At 69.6% G+C, this 15,693-nt stretch carries 16 protein-coding genes and 1 pseudogene; 7 read left to right on the top strand and 10 right to left on the bottom strand.

What is annotated here, in order from left to right; translation table 11 throughout:
• Positions 1–260: 260 nt before the first annotated feature.
• On the bottom strand, positions 261–1,223 hold the full coding sequence (locus tag AB0H57_RS31210) for a YafY family protein (protein ID WP_357512262.1): 963 nt from the start codon (positions 1,221–1,223) through the stop codon (positions 261–263).
• Between the two features lie 57 nt (positions 1,224–1,280).
• On the opposite strand from AB0H57_RS31210, the gene AB0H57_RS31205 reads away from it, so the two are divergent.
• Both AB0H57_RS31205 and AB0H57_RS31200 read left to right on the top strand, forming a co-directional pair.
• Positions 1,281–2,024, top strand: coding sequence for an alpha/beta hydrolase (locus tag AB0H57_RS31205; protein WP_357512261.1), 744 nt, complete (start codon positions 1,281–1,283; stop codon positions 2,022–2,024).
• 273 nt (positions 2,025–2,297) lie between these two features.
• Positions 2,298–2,615 (top strand): cold shock domain-containing protein, encoded by a 318-nt coding sequence (locus AB0H57_RS31200; RefSeq protein WP_357512260.1) that lies wholly within the window; start codon positions 2,298–2,300, stop codon positions 2,613–2,615.
• Positions 2,616–3,428: 813 nt separating this feature from the next.
• Here AB0H57_RS31200 and AB0H57_RS31195 read toward each other — a convergent pair.
• Positions 3,429–3,731, bottom strand: coding sequence for a hypothetical protein (locus AB0H57_RS31195; RefSeq protein ID WP_357512259.1), 303 nt, complete (start codon positions 3,729–3,731; stop codon positions 3,429–3,431).
• A gap of 220 nt (positions 3,732–3,951) precedes the next feature.
• Here AB0H57_RS31195 and AB0H57_RS31190 point away from each other — a divergent pair, with 220 nt between their 5' ends.
• Positions 3,952–5,991 (top strand): multicopper oxidase, encoded by a 2,040-nt coding sequence (locus AB0H57_RS31190; protein ID WP_357512258.1) that lies wholly within the window; start codon positions 3,952–3,954, stop codon positions 5,989–5,991.
• A 313-nt stretch (positions 5,992–6,304) separates the two neighbouring features.
• Here the strand turns inward: AB0H57_RS31190 and AB0H57_RS31185 are convergent, their stop codons facing one another.
• Complete coding sequence (locus AB0H57_RS31185; protein ID WP_357512257.1) at positions 6,305–7,156, bottom strand: DNA methyltransferase; 852 nt, start codon at positions 7,154–7,156, stop codon at positions 6,305–6,307.
• A complete protein-coding gene (locus AB0H57_RS31180; RefSeq protein ID WP_357512256.1) occupies positions 7,149–7,607 on the bottom strand; it encodes a hypothetical protein in 459 nt (152 codons plus the stop codon). Before AB0H57_RS31180 ends, AB0H57_RS31185 begins: the two co-directional genes overlap by 8 nt.
• A 390-nt stretch (positions 7,608–7,997) precedes the next feature.
• Here AB0H57_RS31180 and AB0H57_RS31175 point away from each other — a divergent pair, with 390 nt between their 5' ends.
• Both AB0H57_RS31175 and AB0H57_RS31170 read left to right on the top strand, forming a co-directional pair.
• Entirely contained in the window at positions 7,998–8,810 is an 813-nt protein-coding gene (locus tag AB0H57_RS31175) for a hypothetical protein (protein WP_357512255.1), read from the top strand.
• Between the two features lie 16 nt (positions 8,811–8,826).
• Positions 8,827–9,006 (top strand): hypothetical protein, encoded by a 180-nt coding sequence (locus AB0H57_RS31170; protein ID WP_357512254.1) that lies wholly within the window; start codon positions 8,827–8,829, stop codon positions 9,004–9,006.
• Positions 9,007–9,433: 427 nt separating this feature from the next.
• Here the strand turns inward: AB0H57_RS31170 and AB0H57_RS31165 are convergent, their stop codons facing one another.
• Complete coding sequence (locus AB0H57_RS31165) at positions 9,434–10,345, bottom strand: methyltransferase domain-containing protein (RefSeq protein WP_357512253.1); 912 nt, start codon at positions 10,343–10,345, stop codon at positions 9,434–9,436.
• Positions 10,323–10,913 carry a hypothetical protein gene (locus AB0H57_RS31160; RefSeq protein ID WP_357512252.1) on the bottom strand — a complete coding sequence of 197 codons (591 nt, stop codon included), beginning with the start codon at positions 10,911–10,913 and terminating at the stop codon, positions 10,323–10,325. Before AB0H57_RS31160 ends, AB0H57_RS31165 begins: the two co-directional genes overlap by 23 nt.
• Before the next feature lie 107 nt (positions 10,914–11,020).
• Here AB0H57_RS31160 and AB0H57_RS31155 point away from each other — a divergent pair, with 107 nt between their 5' ends.
• The gene (locus AB0H57_RS31155) at positions 11,021–11,653 is read left to right on the top strand and encodes a TetR/AcrR family transcriptional regulator (protein ID WP_357512251.1); all 633 of its coding nucleotides are present in this window, start codon (positions 11,021–11,023) and stop codon (positions 11,651–11,653) included.
• A 448-nt stretch (positions 11,654–12,101) separates the two neighbouring features.
• Here AB0H57_RS31155 and AB0H57_RS31150 read toward each other — a convergent pair whose 3' ends face one another.
• Positions 12,102–12,662 carry a DinB family protein gene (locus AB0H57_RS31150; RefSeq protein WP_357512250.1) on the bottom strand — a complete coding sequence of 187 codons (561 nt, stop codon included), beginning with the start codon at positions 12,660–12,662 and terminating at the stop codon, positions 12,102–12,104.
• 89 nt (positions 12,663–12,751) lie between these two features.
• On the opposite strand from AB0H57_RS31150, the gene AB0H57_RS31145 reads away from it, so the two are divergent.
• Positions 12,752–13,711: a YafY family protein gene (locus AB0H57_RS31145; protein ID WP_357512249.1), complete on the top strand. Its 960-nt coding sequence runs from the start codon at positions 12,752–12,754 to the stop codon at positions 13,709–13,711.
• A 520-nt stretch (positions 13,712–14,231) separates the two neighbouring features.
• Here the strand turns inward: AB0H57_RS31145 and AB0H57_RS31140 are convergent.
• From AB0H57_RS31140 to amcA, 3 genes and pseudogenes are all read right to left on the bottom strand, one after another.
• A pseudogene (locus AB0H57_RS31140) lies at positions 14,232–15,073 on the bottom strand (radical SAM protein); the annotation flags it as partial.
• A complete protein-coding gene (locus tag AB0H57_RS31135) occupies positions 15,070–15,411 on the bottom strand; it encodes a hypothetical protein (protein ID WP_357512248.1) in 342 nt (113 codons plus the stop codon). The gene AB0H57_RS31135 and the pseudogene AB0H57_RS31140, both read right to left, overlap by 4 nt.
• Positions 15,401–15,571: a multiple cyclophane-containing RiPP AmcA gene (amcA, locus tag AB0H57_RS31130; RefSeq protein WP_357512247.1), complete on the bottom strand. Its 171-nt coding sequence runs from the start codon at positions 15,569–15,571 to the stop codon at positions 15,401–15,403. The genes AB0H57_RS31135 and amcA overlap by 11 nt, the downstream gene beginning before the upstream one ends.
• Positions 15,572–15,693 lie beyond the last annotated feature (122 nt).

The following is a 15,693-nucleotide window of genomic DNA, read 5'->3' as shown; positions in this document are numbered from 1 at the left end:
ACCCACAAGCTCGCGGTCACGGCGGAGCTCCGCCAAGCACTCAGAAAGGACGTCGGAGACGAGATTACCGTCCACCTCACCCAACGTCGCTAAGACGCACAAGCCGCGCCCGGCACGGGGCGACGAAGTGGCTTCACTCGGATCCTGCGACTCGCTCTCATCGACTAGATGCGGGCGTCTGGTTGAGTGGTCCGCTGGCAGCGCCGCATACTTTCGGTTCTGGAGGTTCCCGGGTCGTTTCGGGCGGGCCCGGCTGCTGCTTACCCTCCGGCGTTGGCGTCGGTGAGCAGTCGGGTGGCTAGGGCGCGTATTTCATCCTTGAGTTTGTCCGGTCGGTCGATCGTGAATGGCCAGCCGAGCCCGGCGAGCATCTGTGCTGCACCGTCGAGCCGTTCGGCCCGGGTGGTGAGGCGCACTCCGTCGGGCACCTCGGTAAGCGTGCCGACCGACGGTGGGATCCGTCGCTGCGCCTGCTCCAGGCTGGTGTGTAGTACGACGGAAATGTCGTGCGCGTACGGCACGGCTGCCAGGCCGGCAAGTACCTGCGTGGTGGGATCGAAGCCGGCCGGGACGTCGAACCTGCCCTGGGCGGGGCGGGCTGTCCCGATCCGGTCGAGCCGGAACGTCCGCACGGCCCGGCGGTTGTGGTCGTGACCCGTGACGTACCACCGGCCAGCGTGGAAGACCAGCCCGTACGGGTCGAGCTGCCGCTCGCCGGACCGGCCGCGCCAGGTGGTGTAGGTGATGCTCACCGGTTGCTGATGTCGGGCCGCTTCGGCGAGCACCAGCAGCACCTCGATGCCGGGCGGGGCGGGCTTCCGGACCGGTGCGGTGAAGTCCACGGTGCCCAGCAGCGAATCGATCCGTCGGGCGAGGACGACCGGCAGTACCCGGCGGATCTTCGCGGTCGCGCTCTCGGCGGCCGCGCCTTCGGCGGTGACCAGCCCCGCCCGGGTAGCGGCGACGAGCCCGAGCATGACGGCGACCGCCTCCTCGTCGGTGAGCATGAGTGGCGGCAGCTTGTATCCGGGCGCGAGCCGGTACCCGCCGTAGCGACCGCGCCGGGCCTCGACCGGGATGCCGAGGTCGGCGAGGTGCGCGGCGTAGCGGCGGACCGTGCGCTCATCGACGCCCAGCCGACCGGCCAGGTCAGCGACGGTGAAGCCGCCACCGGCCTGGAGGATCTCCAGCAACGCCAGTACACGCGCGGTGGGCCGGGCCAATAATCTGACTCCTAATCCGGGCGAAACCTGTCCAGTATTGATCGTAGCGTCTGATGCATGACGACATTCGTACTGGTTCCCGGGTTCTGGCTCGGCGCGTGGGCCTGGCGCCCGGTCACCGCCGCCCTGCGTGAGCACGGCCACGAGGTGTACCCGCTGAGTCTGACCGGCCTGGGCGAGCGCGCCCACCTGGCCCGCCCGGACACCGACCTCGACGTCCACATCACCGACGTGGTCAACCTGCTGCGCTACGAGGACCTACACGACGTGGTCCTCGTCGGGCACAGCTACGCCGGCGCGGTCGTGACGACCGCCGCCGCCGACCGCATGACCGACCGCATAGCCCAACTGGTTTTCGTCGACACCGGCCCACTACCCGACGGGGTGGCAAACGAAGACTTCAGCCCACCCCAGGAGCGTGAACGCAACGCGGCGGTGATCGCCGAACACGGCGATGGCTGGCGGCTGCCACCCCCGCCGTGGGCCGAACTAGCGGCGAGCGCAGCAGACGTGGATGAATCGGTCGTCGCGCTGCTCAGTGAGCGATCGGCGGCCCAACCGTGGGCGACCGCCACCACCCCGGTGCGGCTCACCGGGGCGTGGGAGAAACTGCCCCGCCTCGGCGTGCTGTCGAGCTTCACCATCGAGCAGGTACGCGAGATGGCCGCCACCATGCCGCTGTGCCAACACATGGCCGGCAACTCGTGGCGGTACGAGGAACTGCCGACGTGGCACTGGCCGATGCTCAGCCGACCGGCCGAACTGGCCCAGATCCTGCACCAAGCCAGGCCAACGGCATAGCCTGCGGTGCCCGGGTGACCGCGCACCGAGGTCACCCGGGCACCGGTGCGCATTCGAAGATGGGCATCGAAACCATACGGCAACGCACCGCCTCGCCACCTCCACAAACCCCCTGGAGGTCACGGTCTCGCGACATCAACGTCCACTCATCGGCAGATCCGCACCGCGAGCCGCGAGCGGTCACGTAACCCTGCGTAGCGCGCGGATAGCGGCAGTTGAGGATGCCAGCGGGGCGTTGGTCTTCGCGATGTCGGCTCCAGACAGAATCAAGGGATGGCAAGCTCGGGAGTCGTTCGGACCTACCACAGCGACGAGGGATGGGGCATCATCGACGGCCCGGGTGTGCCCGGCGGGTGTTGGGTCCACTTCTCGGTGATCGCCATGAATGGGCTCAGGCAGCTCGCCGCCGGGCAGAGGGTCTCATTCCTGGCCGAGGCTGCGACCCAGGACGGGTTCGCGTACCGGGCGGTGAAGGTGTGGACGGGCGACACTGAGCCAGACGACCAACGACGAGAAGGCACCGAATCCTCCGCCTTCCGCAGCACCCTGACTCTGACCTTCGACGAGCCGCCGGAGCCCAGCGGGCGCTGACAGCGAGAGTCCTTTCTCGCTCCGCCCTTGGCTGGCGACGCGTACGGTGGCCGGAGATCTTGTTGGCCGACAGGCACCGCTGAGAGGAGATCCGATGGCGATCGGGAGCGAGCAACGCCGTCAGGAACGCAGACGTCGTATTGAGGCGCTGTTCGCTTCCCGGGAGGTCGAGGCCGCGCTCGATTTGCTGGACCTGACGGACAGGCTTGGCACGACTGCTACGGCCCGCGCGACCTTGAGATACCGCCGAAGGTTCTCGACGACGTGCTGCTGCTGGCACATGGCAGTCTTGCAACGCTCATTCGCGTCGCTCGGGAGGCCGTCCTGGACTTTCGCGACGTCCGGGTAGCCGCCGACCGCGAGCGTGCGGAAAGCCCGTAAGAGTCCGTGTTGCCTGCTGGGTGCCGGCTGGTTGCGCAGATGTGAAATCGAGGCATCCTGTCCTCGATATGACCGAGCGGATCGCGGCTAGAAGAGTGCGACTGATCTCTCAGCGGCTCACCGATCCGTAAGGTGCGCGCGGGCCTCCCGCCAGATGATTGGCGGTTCGCACCGCTCGGCCGTCCATGTGGTCGATGTCAGACGGCCACGCCGTCGGTACCGCCTCATGATCACCACGTGGTGGGGCCATCCCACGAACTGCCGTAGCGCCTCCTGGTCTCGCCAGACCGACACCGAACCGCACTGGCGCCTCAGCGGTTTGGCCCACAACCACATCGGCGCGGCGAGGCGGCAGTACGCGCAGAGGCCGCCCTGGCGGGCCAGGAGTCGCGCCAGGTCCCGCCCCGCCGCACCACGGGCAGGCGCCTCCGCTCAGGCGCGGCGTCCACGGACGATGCCTGAACGCTGGTAGTGGGAGCCGCAGTACCCGACCGCCAGGACAGGGTTGGGGCACTCGTCGATGAGGCACGCCTCGGCTCGTGACTGCGGAGTCGGCCGAGCCAGCTCCCGCCAGTTCTTGCCCCACTTCTTGACGAGCTGGTAGTGCTTGTGGCAGAGCTGCTTGGCGTAGTGCTCGCGCTCGCAGCCACCCTCGCCGCACGTCGGCTTCGGCTTCCCCGCCGTGCCCAGCGGGTCTGCGGTGCGCTTCCACTGCTTGAGCGCTTGACCCGCCACTCGCGGTAATGAGGGTTATTCGGGAATTTCGTGGGACGTTGCTGCCGTTCCCGCCCGGAGGCGACGAAATCGGATAAGAATCCCGTATCGGTCATCGAGTGCATCGGGGCACGCGGTGTAGACGCGCGGGGGTTAGCAAATGACGGATCTTGTCGACACGCCGCTCAGGCCGCTGAATCGGCGTACCTTCATCAAATCAGTGGGTGTTGCGGGAGCCAGCGTGGCGCTCTACGCCTACCTGCCCGGTGGCGGGACCGAGGCGCTCGCCCAGGTCCCTGGGGGCTCGCTTGACCCGACCACGGTGCCGAAGTTCGTTACACCGCTGCTCATCCCCCCGGCGATGCCGCGGGCGGACGTCATCTGTTCGCGCGGCGGCAAGCAGATCGACTACTACGAGATCTCGGTGCGCCAGTTCCAGGAGCAGATCCTGCCGGCGGGACTGCCGGCCACCACGGTGTGGGGATACGGCCCCGTTGGCGGGGGGAAGAAGCACGGACGCAAGCATGCCGACCTTCATCACGCGCCGTCGCTGACGATCGAGGCGAGGTACAACCGACCGGTCCGGGTCAAGTGGATCAACGAGTTGGTCGACCAGTGCGGCAACTTCCTGCCGCACCTGTTGCCGGTCGACCCGACCCTGCACTGGGCGAACCCTCCGCAAGGGACCCGACCGGACAAGTACGGGTCCGGCCCGCGGGATTCGCGGCCCACGTTCACCTCGACGCCGGGGCGGTACAAGGGCCCTGTACCCCTGGTGACCCACGTGCACGGTGCGGTCGGGGTGGGCGACGAGAGCGACGGGTACACCGAGGCGTGGTACCTACCCGACGCGGACAACATCCCGGCCGGCTTCGCCACCGAGGGCACCTGGTACAACTTCTTCAAGGGCAAGGCGGCGGCGAAGTTCGACGTGAGGTGGAAGCCTGGGCTTGCCATCTTCCAGTACCCCAACTCGGACCGCGCCTCGACCAACTGGTACCACGACCACACGCTGGGCATGACCCGGCTCAACGTGTACGCCGGCCCGGTGGGTTTCTACATCATCCGGGGCGGCCCCGCTGGCGACGACGCGGTGCGCGACAGCCGCACCGGTCGCCGGGCGACACTGCCAGGGCCGGCGCCGCAGGAGAACGACCCGCCCAACAGGCGCTACCGCGAGATCCCTCTTGGGATTCAGGACCGGTCGTTCAACGCTGACGGGTCGCTGTTCTACCCGGACACGCGGGCCTTCGCTGACGGGATCACCGCCCCGTACATCCCGGACGGGCCGTTCTCGCCGATCTGGAACCCGGAGTTCTTCGGCAACGCGATCATGGTCAACGGCAACACCTGGCCGTTCCTAGAGGTCGAGCAGCGCCGCTACCGCTTCCGGGCCCTCAACGGCTGCGACGCGCGCTTCCTCATTCTCGACTTCAACCAGATCCCCGGCGTTGAGGTGTGGGCGATCGGCAACGAAGGTGGCTTCCTCGCCGCCCCGGTGAACCTCACGGCGACCAACGGGAACCAGTTGCTGATGAGTCCTGCCGAGCGGGTCGACCTCATCGTCGACTTCACCAACGTGCCGGTCGGGAACCACGTGCTGCGCAACGCCGGTCCCGACGAGCCGTTCCCGAGCGCGGCCGTTGCCGACCCGGCCACGACGGGCCAGATCATGCAGTTCCGGGTCGTGCCGCGAGTGGGGCCGGACCACACCACGCCACCGCAGTTCCTCCAGTTGCCGGGCATCACCCCGCTGCCGGGAGAGACGGTCACCCGGAGGCTGGCGCTCATCGAGCAGGCTGCCACGGGATTCAACGCGAGCGGGGATCCTGTTGAGGGGCCGGTGGAGGTGCTCCTCGGCACCGTAGCCACCGACCCGAACACCGGCGCCCTGGTCTGGACCGCGAGAGGTTGGGCGGACCCGGTCACGGAGAACCCGGCGCTAGGGGCCACCGAGGTGTGGGAGCTCTACAACACCACCGTCGACGCTCACCCGATCCACATCCACGAGGTGAAGTTCGAGGTGGTGAACCGCCAGGACATCACCGTGGACCCGGCCACACGGACGGTTCAGGTCGTGGGTTCGCCGCAACCTGCGCAGTCGTGGGAGACCGGCTTCAAGGACACGGTTGTCGCCCTCCCAGGCCAGGTGACGCGGGTGAAGGCACGGTTCAACAGCCCCGGCCAGTTCGTCTGGCACTGTCACATCATTGAGCACGAGGACAACGAGATGATGCGGCCCTACCGCATCGGCCCGCGACAGCCCGGCCAGCCTGAGTGACCTTGGCTGCGGGGGTCAGAGCCGTGTGACGGGCAGGGCGAGGCGGATCATCCCAGCGACCGCCTCGCCCTGTCAGGTCCAGGGAGGTAAACCGCGACGGACATCTTGTGGATCTTCAACGATCCCGCAAACTACACGGCACTGGTGTTGCAGCGCGGCTGGACCGAGCACGCATTTCGCCGCTGGCTGGCAAACAGCATGTGCGGTGCGCTGCTACCCGACTGACCACCGGCAGGCCCACCACGACGCCCTCATCTCGGCCAGACGTGCGCACTCGACTGCCACTACTTCACGCCTCGAATGCGCGGGCGGGTCAGGGCTTTTCGCCACGGCGCAGGACGAGTACGTCCTCGTGTACGAGGAGGTGCACGGGCAGGCCCTCGGCCCTGGCCTTGCGTGCCGCCATGAGGCCGAACATCGAGGCGCGGTGCACGATTTTGCGGTCGTGGACGGCGGCGAGCATGGCGGCGCACCGCTGCACCGGTATCAGCCCGACGGACTGCGCGACCGCCAGGAGCTCGCCGGGCAGGTCGATGAAGTCGTGGGGGCGGCGGCGCACCGGCCGGCAGGTGATGACGACTGTTCCGCCGGGGCGCAGCAGCTGGTAGCTGGCGTCGAGGATGGCCGCGAATCCGTCGAGTAGCCCGGACCAGCTGGTGTAGGCGAGGTTGCCGTGTTCCCGCTCCCCGTACAGGTGGGCTCTCTTCCTGACCCCGCTGCCGGTGGTTTTGACCAGCCCGTGGGTGTATCGGCCGTAGGGCGGTGAGGTGAGCACGAGCGCGACGGCACTGAAGGCCGACGCTGGTGCCAGGTGGAGCAGGCCGGTGGCGTCACCGGTGATGACCTGCGCCGTGCCGGGGGCACCCTGGGTCGCGGCGAGGTTGATGTTGGCCTGCGCCAAGGTGGTGAATCCCGGTTCGATGTCCACGCCGATCGCGTGCCGCCCGAGGTGCATGGCCTCGACGAGGGTGGTGCCGGACCCGCACATCGGGTCGAGCACCAGGTCCCCGGGGGCGGTGTAGGTGGCGATCGCGTGGGCGGCGAGGTGGGGCAGCATTTTGCCCGGGTGCGTGGACGACTCCGGCACGTACCGGCCGCGCCGCTGGTCACGGGCCGGCTGTTGGCAGGTCAGCCACACCGAGGTGATCGGCATCGGCTCAGGCACCACCGTCACCTCCCGTCGGACGCATGACGACCAGCACATCGGTGTGAATGTCCAGCTGCCTGCGGTGCCGGCCCCGGGACGATTGGCCGATCGCCACGATGTGCTGCAGGTAGGCAAGGCCTGCCTGCTTGGCCGCGAGGACGAGCTCGACCGCAGCGACCGGGTCGGCGTGCGGCAGCAGCACCGCCAGACAGCCGCCGGGCAGCAAGCTCCGCCGGCCACGAGCGAAGAACTCGACCGGCGCGCCGACGTCGGCGGCGGGCGGCCAGCCGGCGACGATCAGGCTGGCGGCTTCACTCCCCCAGCCCATCGAGCGTGCCGTCCACAGGTGGCTGCGGCGGCCCACGGCGACGATGGCGTGGACCAGTTGCGGCCCGTCGGTCAGGTCGATGATCAGTTCGGACGGGTGGGTGAGGTTGTGGACCAGCCGTACCCCCATCGCGTGGGACATGGTCTCCTGAGGTTGTGGGGCCGGTACCGGCCAGACGGTGACCGGCACGGGCCGGTCACCGGGCACCACGTCCCCCACGGGCACCGGCACGCGGTGATTGGTTCTGTCGGTCATGGGCACGGTGGCCCCCGGACCGGCGGGCGTACTGACGATCCCCAGTACGCCGATGACAGGCTCATCGAACCCGCTGCCGACCTGACAGGCCTGGAGGGCCGGACCATCTGACAACCAGGTCTGCGTCCTGTCGGCGGTCCTTGCAGGGACGAACTGACAAGAACTGGCACGACCTGTTCCGGTCTGACAAACGCTCGTGCTGTCAGGCCGAGCTGTCCCAATCGAGGACTCGGGACCTCGCACGAGGCGGGGCCCTGCTGGCGAAGGGACACCACCATGGCACCGGCCACGCGTACGACGACGACCTCGACGGCTTTGACGACCGCCGAGAGAGCGTTCGAACTGCTGACCTGTGAGCCGGCGCCGCTGGAGTTCGACGCCCGCCCGGTGCCCGGCCTACCCGACACGACGATGCCGCTGAACGAACTGCGCACCCTGCTGCTGCACGAACGCCATGAGAGCGACACCACCGACGTGCTGTGGCGACACCTGGCCCAGCGCGCCCGGGAATCGGGACCGGCCTGGGTCATCGGCGCGATCGGCGTGGCACTGCCGGCGCTGACACACCTCGCCGCGAAGATCAGCCGCGGTAACGCCCGACACGCCGACGACGTGGACTCCGAAGTCCTGGCCGCGTTCCTGCAGGCACTGCGCACCGCGGACCTCGCCCCGCCCCGGCTGTGGCTGCGGCTGTGCTGGGCCGCCTGGCGCGCCGGCGCCGCCGTCGTCCGGGCCGACGAAGGCGACGAACTCCCGCTGGACCTGCCCAGTGGCTCACGCTCGCCGAGGATGCCCTACGGACACCCCGACCTGCTGCTCGGTCGGGCCGCCGCCGCCGGCCTGATCACCAACGAAGCCGCACAGCTGATCAGCGCCACTCGCTTCGGCGACGCGTTGATCGAGCACCTCGCCGTCGAGAAGGGCGTCACCGCGCCGGTCCTGCGGATGCGCCGGCGCCGCGCGGAACGCATCGTGGCCGCCGCCGTCACACGAGGCGAGCTCTCCAGCCCTGCCGCCCGCCACGACCACCGGGCAGCGCCGGCGTCGCCGGGCACCTCTTACCCACGCCGGCGGTCCCTGCAGCCTTGAGGCGCCGGCCGGCGAGATGACCACTACGGCCGCCCGGCCCCTGGTCCTGGACTGCGGGAGGCAGGACTGGACCAGGGCGCTGCGCCTGGTGCAGTTCGCTGAGCTGGATATCGATATGGCGTTCCTTATTGCGGTGAACGAGCAGCCAGGCGACGACATGGCCATCGCGCTCGACTACCGGACAAACCGTGCCTAACTCCATGGGCCCCCGCGTCCTCGCGACTGACTTCTGGACCGAGCCGGGTCGGTGTTCATGGCGGTCGCACCGACGTTCTCGGCTCTCGTTGTCGCGTTTGACCTGTAACGAGGGCTTGCTGGAACGGGTCCCCCCGACCTTCCACCGCCCGGACAGGACGCGCCATCGGCGGCAGATACGGATGTCTTGATCAAGCCTGCGACTGCCTCCGGATGTGCGAGTTCATGGCACGGGTTGAAGGTGAACGAGGATCGTCCAGTTGTCACCATCGGCGCGGTACGTCGCCCGGACCCGGTATTCGCTCGGGCGAGGATCTATCACGAGGTGGTTGTCGGGCTCCAACTCCGCTCCGGGCCGTGACTGCTTCGGGCTGAGTCGCGTGCTCGGTCGGCGGCAGATGTGGATCCCTGATTTGGGGACGGTATCGCTAGTGGGTGCGGGTCGTTGCCGGTCCGGCCGTTGCGTTGCGATCAGCGGCCGAATCGTTGATTGTCGGGATTGTCACGGCGGTGACCAGCCAGAACGCTCCGCGTAGCTGGACGCCGTCGGGGTGCTCGTAGGTGCTCAGTGCGGTGGCGAGGGCGTGCCGGGCGCGGGTGGCGGCGTGCCGGTCGCCGTTGTCGAGCAGGGCGCGTGCCGGTCCACTGCCCAGGACGAGCCGGGTGGCGTCGGCGGCGTCGCGTCCGTAGGTCATGGTCGGGTCGACGCCGGTGATGGTGATGTTGTGGAAGCCGGCCGTGGTCAGCATGTCGTCGATGCGCTCGGGGTCGGCTAAGGAGAACATGCCCGGCTCGTACGCCGCCCTCGGGTCGGTGCGCGGGACCCGGCCGACGAGTGCCGTCGTGAAGACGGTGAACCACTGCTGTTCGTCGATGTCCCGTGCGCACGTGAACGCCAGGCGCCCGCCGGGTCGCAGCGCGTGCGCGATGGTGGTGAAGGCCGCCACGGGGTCGGCGAAGAAGGTCAGCCCGCCGCGGCTGAGGGCGACGTCGAACTCGTCGGGCGGGAACGGGTGTACCTGCACGTCGCCCTGCTCGAACCGGACGTTGGTCAACCCGTCGGCGACGGCGTGCGCCCGCGCCGTCTCCAGCATCGGACCGGACAGGTCGACCCCGAGCGCGTACCCGTCCCGGGCGCGCCGCGCGGCCAGCCGGGTGGTCTGGCCGTTGCCGCAGCCGAGGTCGAGCACCCGGTCGGTCGGGCTGATGCCGGCCGCTGCCAGGAGAGGTTCGTTGAGTTCCCCGCTGACCGCGTCCCACTGGTGGGCGTGGTCGGCCCAGTGCCTGCCCTCAGGCCCGTTCCACGCCTCGGCCTGCTCAACGTTGACGATTCGCTGCATACGCCACCTCCGAAGTTGCCGTCTGACCGGGCCGCCGCCGGCTCGGCTTGAAGACCCCGAGGACCACGTTGATCCCCAGGAACAGGAGTGCCGCCGCTGGTGCCGCCACCGCCACGACCCGGTCGCCGCGGGGCATGTCCAGCGGCGATGGCCCGACCGCCGCTGCGGCGGCTGCGTGCCCGAGCCGGGGAACGAGCAGGGCCAGGGCGGCTGCGGCGAGTACCACCGCGAGCGCGAGCTTGACGGTGACCCAGCCGTGCCGCAGCGGCCGCCACGGCCCGGCGGCTGCCAGTGCCAGGCCGCTCAGCACGCTGCCGACGGCCAACGGCCCGACCAGCCACCGGCCGAGCAGGTACGCCGCCGGGTACACCGTTTGCGGGTCGGCGTGGCGCATGCCGGACACACCCAACGCCAGGAGTGCGGCGTCGGTGCCGAGCGCACCCACGGTGACGATGATGTGGGCAGTCAGCAGCAGACGACGTAATCGTGTGGACCGGTACACCGGCGCCTCCCGTTGAAGTGGCCAGAGCTGCGGGCCGTAGTCGGACACTCGTGCGATGTCGAACACGATGTCCGAGTATGGTCGCGGGGGGAGAGCCACTTCAACGACCAGAACCGCGCGACGGTCCGTTACCGGACATCCGCCGGCAACTGTGCGGAAGCGGGGGATGCGAGATGTCGGGACAGGACCGCCGGGTTCGTCGCAGCCAGCGCCTTCTTCGTGAGGCGCTCGTCGCCCTGATCCCCGAGAAGGGCTACGACCGGATCACGGTGCAGGACATCCTCGACCGCGCCGACGTGGGACGCTCCACCTTCTACGCCCACTACCGCGACAAGGACGACCTGCTGCTGGCCGGCTTCGACGATCTGCGCACTGACCTGCAGCGCGACCTCGACGCGCTCAGCCCCGGCGTGCCACCCCACCCGACCAGCCCGACCGGTGCGATCTTCGCCCACGCCTACCGCCGCCGGCACCTCTACCGGGCGCTGTGCGGCCGGCGCGGCGGCAGCGTCGTGCAGCGCCGCCTGCACCGCCTCGTCAGCGACCTGTTCCGCGCCCATCTGCGCCCCCACATCGAGGCCGCTGGCAGCGACCTGCCGGTCGACGTGGCAGCCGCGTTCTACACCTCCGCCGCCCTCGGTTTGCTCACCTGGTGGGTGGACCAGGACTTCCGGCCCGGACCCGCCGCGCTCGCCAGCATTTATCAGCGGCTCGCCGCCCCGGGCCTGCTCGCCGCGCTCGCCCCGCCGGCATCCGAGCCACCACCGTCGGCCATCACGGACGGGCACACCGGAAGCGACAAATAGAACAACGCGCCACCGAGCCCTCCGTTGACCGGCCACCCTGACCCTGCGCCAGCCCGCACGTCTACGAACGGTGACAGCGCCTCGTCCGCACTGTCGCCCGCTCGGCGGCAATAGCGGGCGTTGATGCAGCACGTGATTCGAGTACGTTAGCCAGGGTTGTGGGCTGCGATGCCGTGCAGGTGGTGTCGGGTAGCACCAGCCAGAGCCGGGGCGAGGCGAAGGTCAGATCGAGTCTGTCGCGGGTGTAGGGCGGTCTGTTCGACGGCATGGAGGTGGCCGACCGGGTTCGGCTAAAGCGCTGACCCGGCCGGCAACGGCGTTGACTTCCTGCTGCGGCTCGGAGCGCGGGAAGGATGCGCCCTTTCGAGGGGGCGCTGTTTGTGGAGGCGCCCCGCGTCCTCGTACTGGGGTGGGGGCGCGGCGTAATACGCCCTCACCATGCCACTGCCTAGCCCATGCTCTTGGCACCGTCCAGGGACTCGCGGATGATGTCGGCGTGGCCGGCGTGCTGGGCGGTCTCGGTGATGATGTGCATCAGCACCCGGCGGGCCGACCACCGGTCCTCGGGCTGGAACCACGGGGCCTTCGGCAGCTCCTGGGTGGCGTCCAGGTCGGGCAGGGTGGCGACCACTTCGTCGGTGCGGCGGGCCACGTCGGCGTAGTCGGCCAGCACACCGGCCAGCGTCTCGCCGGGCAGCATCCGGAACTCGTCGGCCCGTCGGGCCCAGTCGGCCTCGGTCATATCGGTGAAGTCACCCCCCATCGCCGACTTGCCGTCCAGGATGAAGCCCACCCAGTTCCGTTCGGCCGAGGTGACGTGCTTGATCAGGCCGCCGAGGCACAGCTCGCTGGTGGTGGTCCGGCGCCCGGCCTGCTCGTCGGTGAGGTCGCGGGTGGTGAAGCGCAGGAAGTGCCGGTGCTTGGCCAGCATCGCCAGCAGGTCGGCGCGCTCGCCGGTGACGGCGGGCGCGGCGGACAGGTCGCGGGTGATCGCTTCGTCGACGGTCATGGTCTCTGCCTTTCCTGGTGGCTCGGTCAAGGACACGCTAGGGACCATAGCGGTCACTTTCTGGCCTGAATTGCGGGAGAATCGAGATCATGGCGAACACCAGCACCCGGACACTGCGGCTGCTGTCCCTGCTGCAAACCCACCGGTACTGGCCTGGCACCGAACTGGCCGAGCGACTGGGGGTCTCGGTCCGCACCCTGCGCCGCGACATCGACCGGCTGCGCGAGCTGGGCTACCCGGTCGAGGCGCGGCGCGGCGTGGACGGCGGCTATCAGCTCACCGCGGGCGGGGCACTGCCGCCGCTAGTGGTCGACGACGAGGAGGCGGTCGCCCTAGCGGTGGGGCTGCAGGCCGCCGCGCACAGCTCGGTGGAGGGCCTCGCCGAGTCCTCCGTGCGGATGCTGGCCAAGGTGGTGCAGGTGATGCCGGCCCGGCTACGGCGCCAGGTCGAGGCGCTGCGCGCGATGACCCTGCCCGCCGGCTGGGACAGCCCGACCCGGCCAGGCGTCGATCCGGGCGTGCTCACCGCGGTCGCGCTGGCCTGCCGGGACAGTGAACACCTCCGCTTCTCCTACACCGCCGCCGACGGCCAGCACACCGACCGGCACGTCGAACCGCATCGGCTGGTCTCCCTCGGCCGCCGCTGGTACCTGGTCGCCTACGACCTCACCCGGCACCACTGGCGCAGCTTCCGAATCGACCGCCTCACCGCGCCACACGGCACCGGCTCCCGGTTCCGGCCCCGCGACCTGCCCGCCGCCGACGCCGCCGAATTCGTCCGCACCAGCCTCGGCAACCTGCCCCGCCCCTACCGGGTGGAGGCGTTGGTCGACGCCCCGGCCGCAGCCGTGCGCGAGCGGATCGGTCGGTGGGGCACAGTCGAGGAGCTCGACGCCGAGCACTGCCGAGTGCGGATGACCGCCGACTCCCTGGACTGGCCGACCATGGCACTGGGCGCGCTCGGCGCCGACTTCCGCGTCCTCGACCCGCCCGAACTGCTCGAGCAGATCCACAACTGGGGCGCCCGATTCAACCGGGCTAGGGCGTGATCCGCCCTCCACGGTCGACGCGCTCGCGGCATAGACAGCCCCATCCGCTTACCTGCATTGAGGGTGTGCGTCAACGAGGTGCTTTGAGTACTGACCTGGGTGGTTTGGGCGTGGTCCATTTTCCTCCCTGCCCCCGGATGGGTGCTTCGACCGGCTGCGGGTGGTCGGGTCAAGGGCCGCGCGTGCGCGGTCGCGGGAGCGACGCCGTAGGCGCCCTTGACGCGGCCGGCTGCAGGCGGATGGTCAGCAGCCGAGGGTGGGGAGGTGGTGGGAGCGGCGTTGGTGTGGGCTGGGCGGCTCCTCGGCAGGTGGGGGTGGTTGGGGTCCCTGGTGGGCTGTGCGGGGTGTGGGCGGGGGCAGCCAGGCTTACCTATGGCCTTCGGGCACGTTGCCTGAGCCCGAGACATGATGATCGATTGGGTGACCCCCGCCGGCGGGGGTGCGGCCGCTCAGTCTCATAGGGCCGTCCGCGGCGCCGGTGGCCGGCGGGGACGCGGTCTGACAGCGGATTGGCGGGAGCTCCGAGCAGTTCCGGTGACAGCAAGACCACGCGACCGTCGTGGGCGACGGTGGGGATCGGTTCGTACGGGCTGTGGTCCGTGCGGCCGGCGCGGGTGGCGCCGAGGTAGCCGGCCAGGCGATCCAGGTCGCGGATCCGCAGCGGACCGCCGGCGATTGGACGAGTCGGCTCCAGAACCGGTACGCGGCTTCCTCCAGCACCGGCGTACGGGCGGCGCCTTCCTGCTCCTCGATGTTGAAGCCCACCGACTCGCATCCCGGCAGGGCGGTGAAGAACGCGACCAGGTCGTCCGCGTGGCCAATGGTTTCGGGTGTGACGACGCAGATCACCGAGTACGTCAAGCCAGCCTCGGCCAAGAGGGTCGTGCCACGGATCGTCCGGGCCGTCGTCGCATTTCCGGCCCGATCGAGCCGGTTCCGGTTGAGCGAGCCGGACCCGTCGATGCTCACGCCGATCTCGAACTCGTAACCAGCGAACAGATCACACCACCGCTGGTTGATCAGCGTCGCGTTGGTTTGGATCTCGTGGCGCACCCGCCCAGCCCGCCGTAGCTCCTCGGAGGGAGCGAGCAACTCACGGAAGATGTCGATCGGTGTGGCGGTGGGCTCGCCGCCGTGCCATACGACGCCAACCGGATGAACGCTGCCCTGCTGCTCGATCGATCGGGCGCAGGCGGTCGCAACAGAGACGGACATGAGCTGGCGCGAGCGCCGGTCGGGCAGGTAGCAGTAGCTGCAGTCCAGGTTGCAGAAGCTGGTGGGCTGCAGAACCAGGGTGTAGAAGCTCCCGGCTATGGCCGGCTGTCCCGTCGCGGTGATAATTCCAATGTCCCGGACGATCATGTCTCCTCCGGTGTCTGCGATTCGGCGGTTGACGGACGGCGGTTCAGGTGCCGGGCCGGCCAGCCGAGGAAACGGTCGAACAGGTCCCTGACGTCGCCGGCGGTACTCGAATTGAGCCGGTGCAGGTCGTCGATGGCCTCATGGAGGCGGCCGGACAGGTAGAGCGACAGATTGAGCCGGTTGTCCTGGTAGCTGGCCAGGAGATCGAGCTTGGCCCGCCCGCACGGCCAAGGTTGACCGCACGCCCGGCACAGCCAGAGCGGACGCAGCGGCACATGCCCCAAGGGAGCGGGCGCAGACCGGTCGGCACCAGCGGCAGCCACGCCGTCACCGTTCATCGACGGTCGCTCTCCGCGCCTGCCGCTCGAACACGATCCGCCAGACGTGCGTCAGCAGCGGCGGATCGGCCGAGCCCGGCCGCGTCAACGCCGAGACCTCCCCTGCGCGGTCCAGCGTCAGCTCGCCGGTCGCGGCGTACCGCGACACATACACCGTCATGGCAGGCCCCCGGCCGGCGCTAGCGCCTGTGCGCGGTGGGGGGGGGGGGGGGGCGGGCCGCCCCCCCCCCCCCGGGGACGGGCGAGGGGGGTGGTGGGGGAGAGGGGGGGGGGGGAGAGGGT

This window comes from Micromonospora sp. NPDC050686 (genome assembly GCF_040654475.1).
GTDB lineage: Bacteria > Actinomycetota > Actinomycetes > Mycobacteriales > Micromonosporaceae > Micromonospora.
The sequence above is the reverse complement of the archived record's forward strand: the minus strand, read 5'-3'. Positions and strand labels throughout refer to the sequence as shown.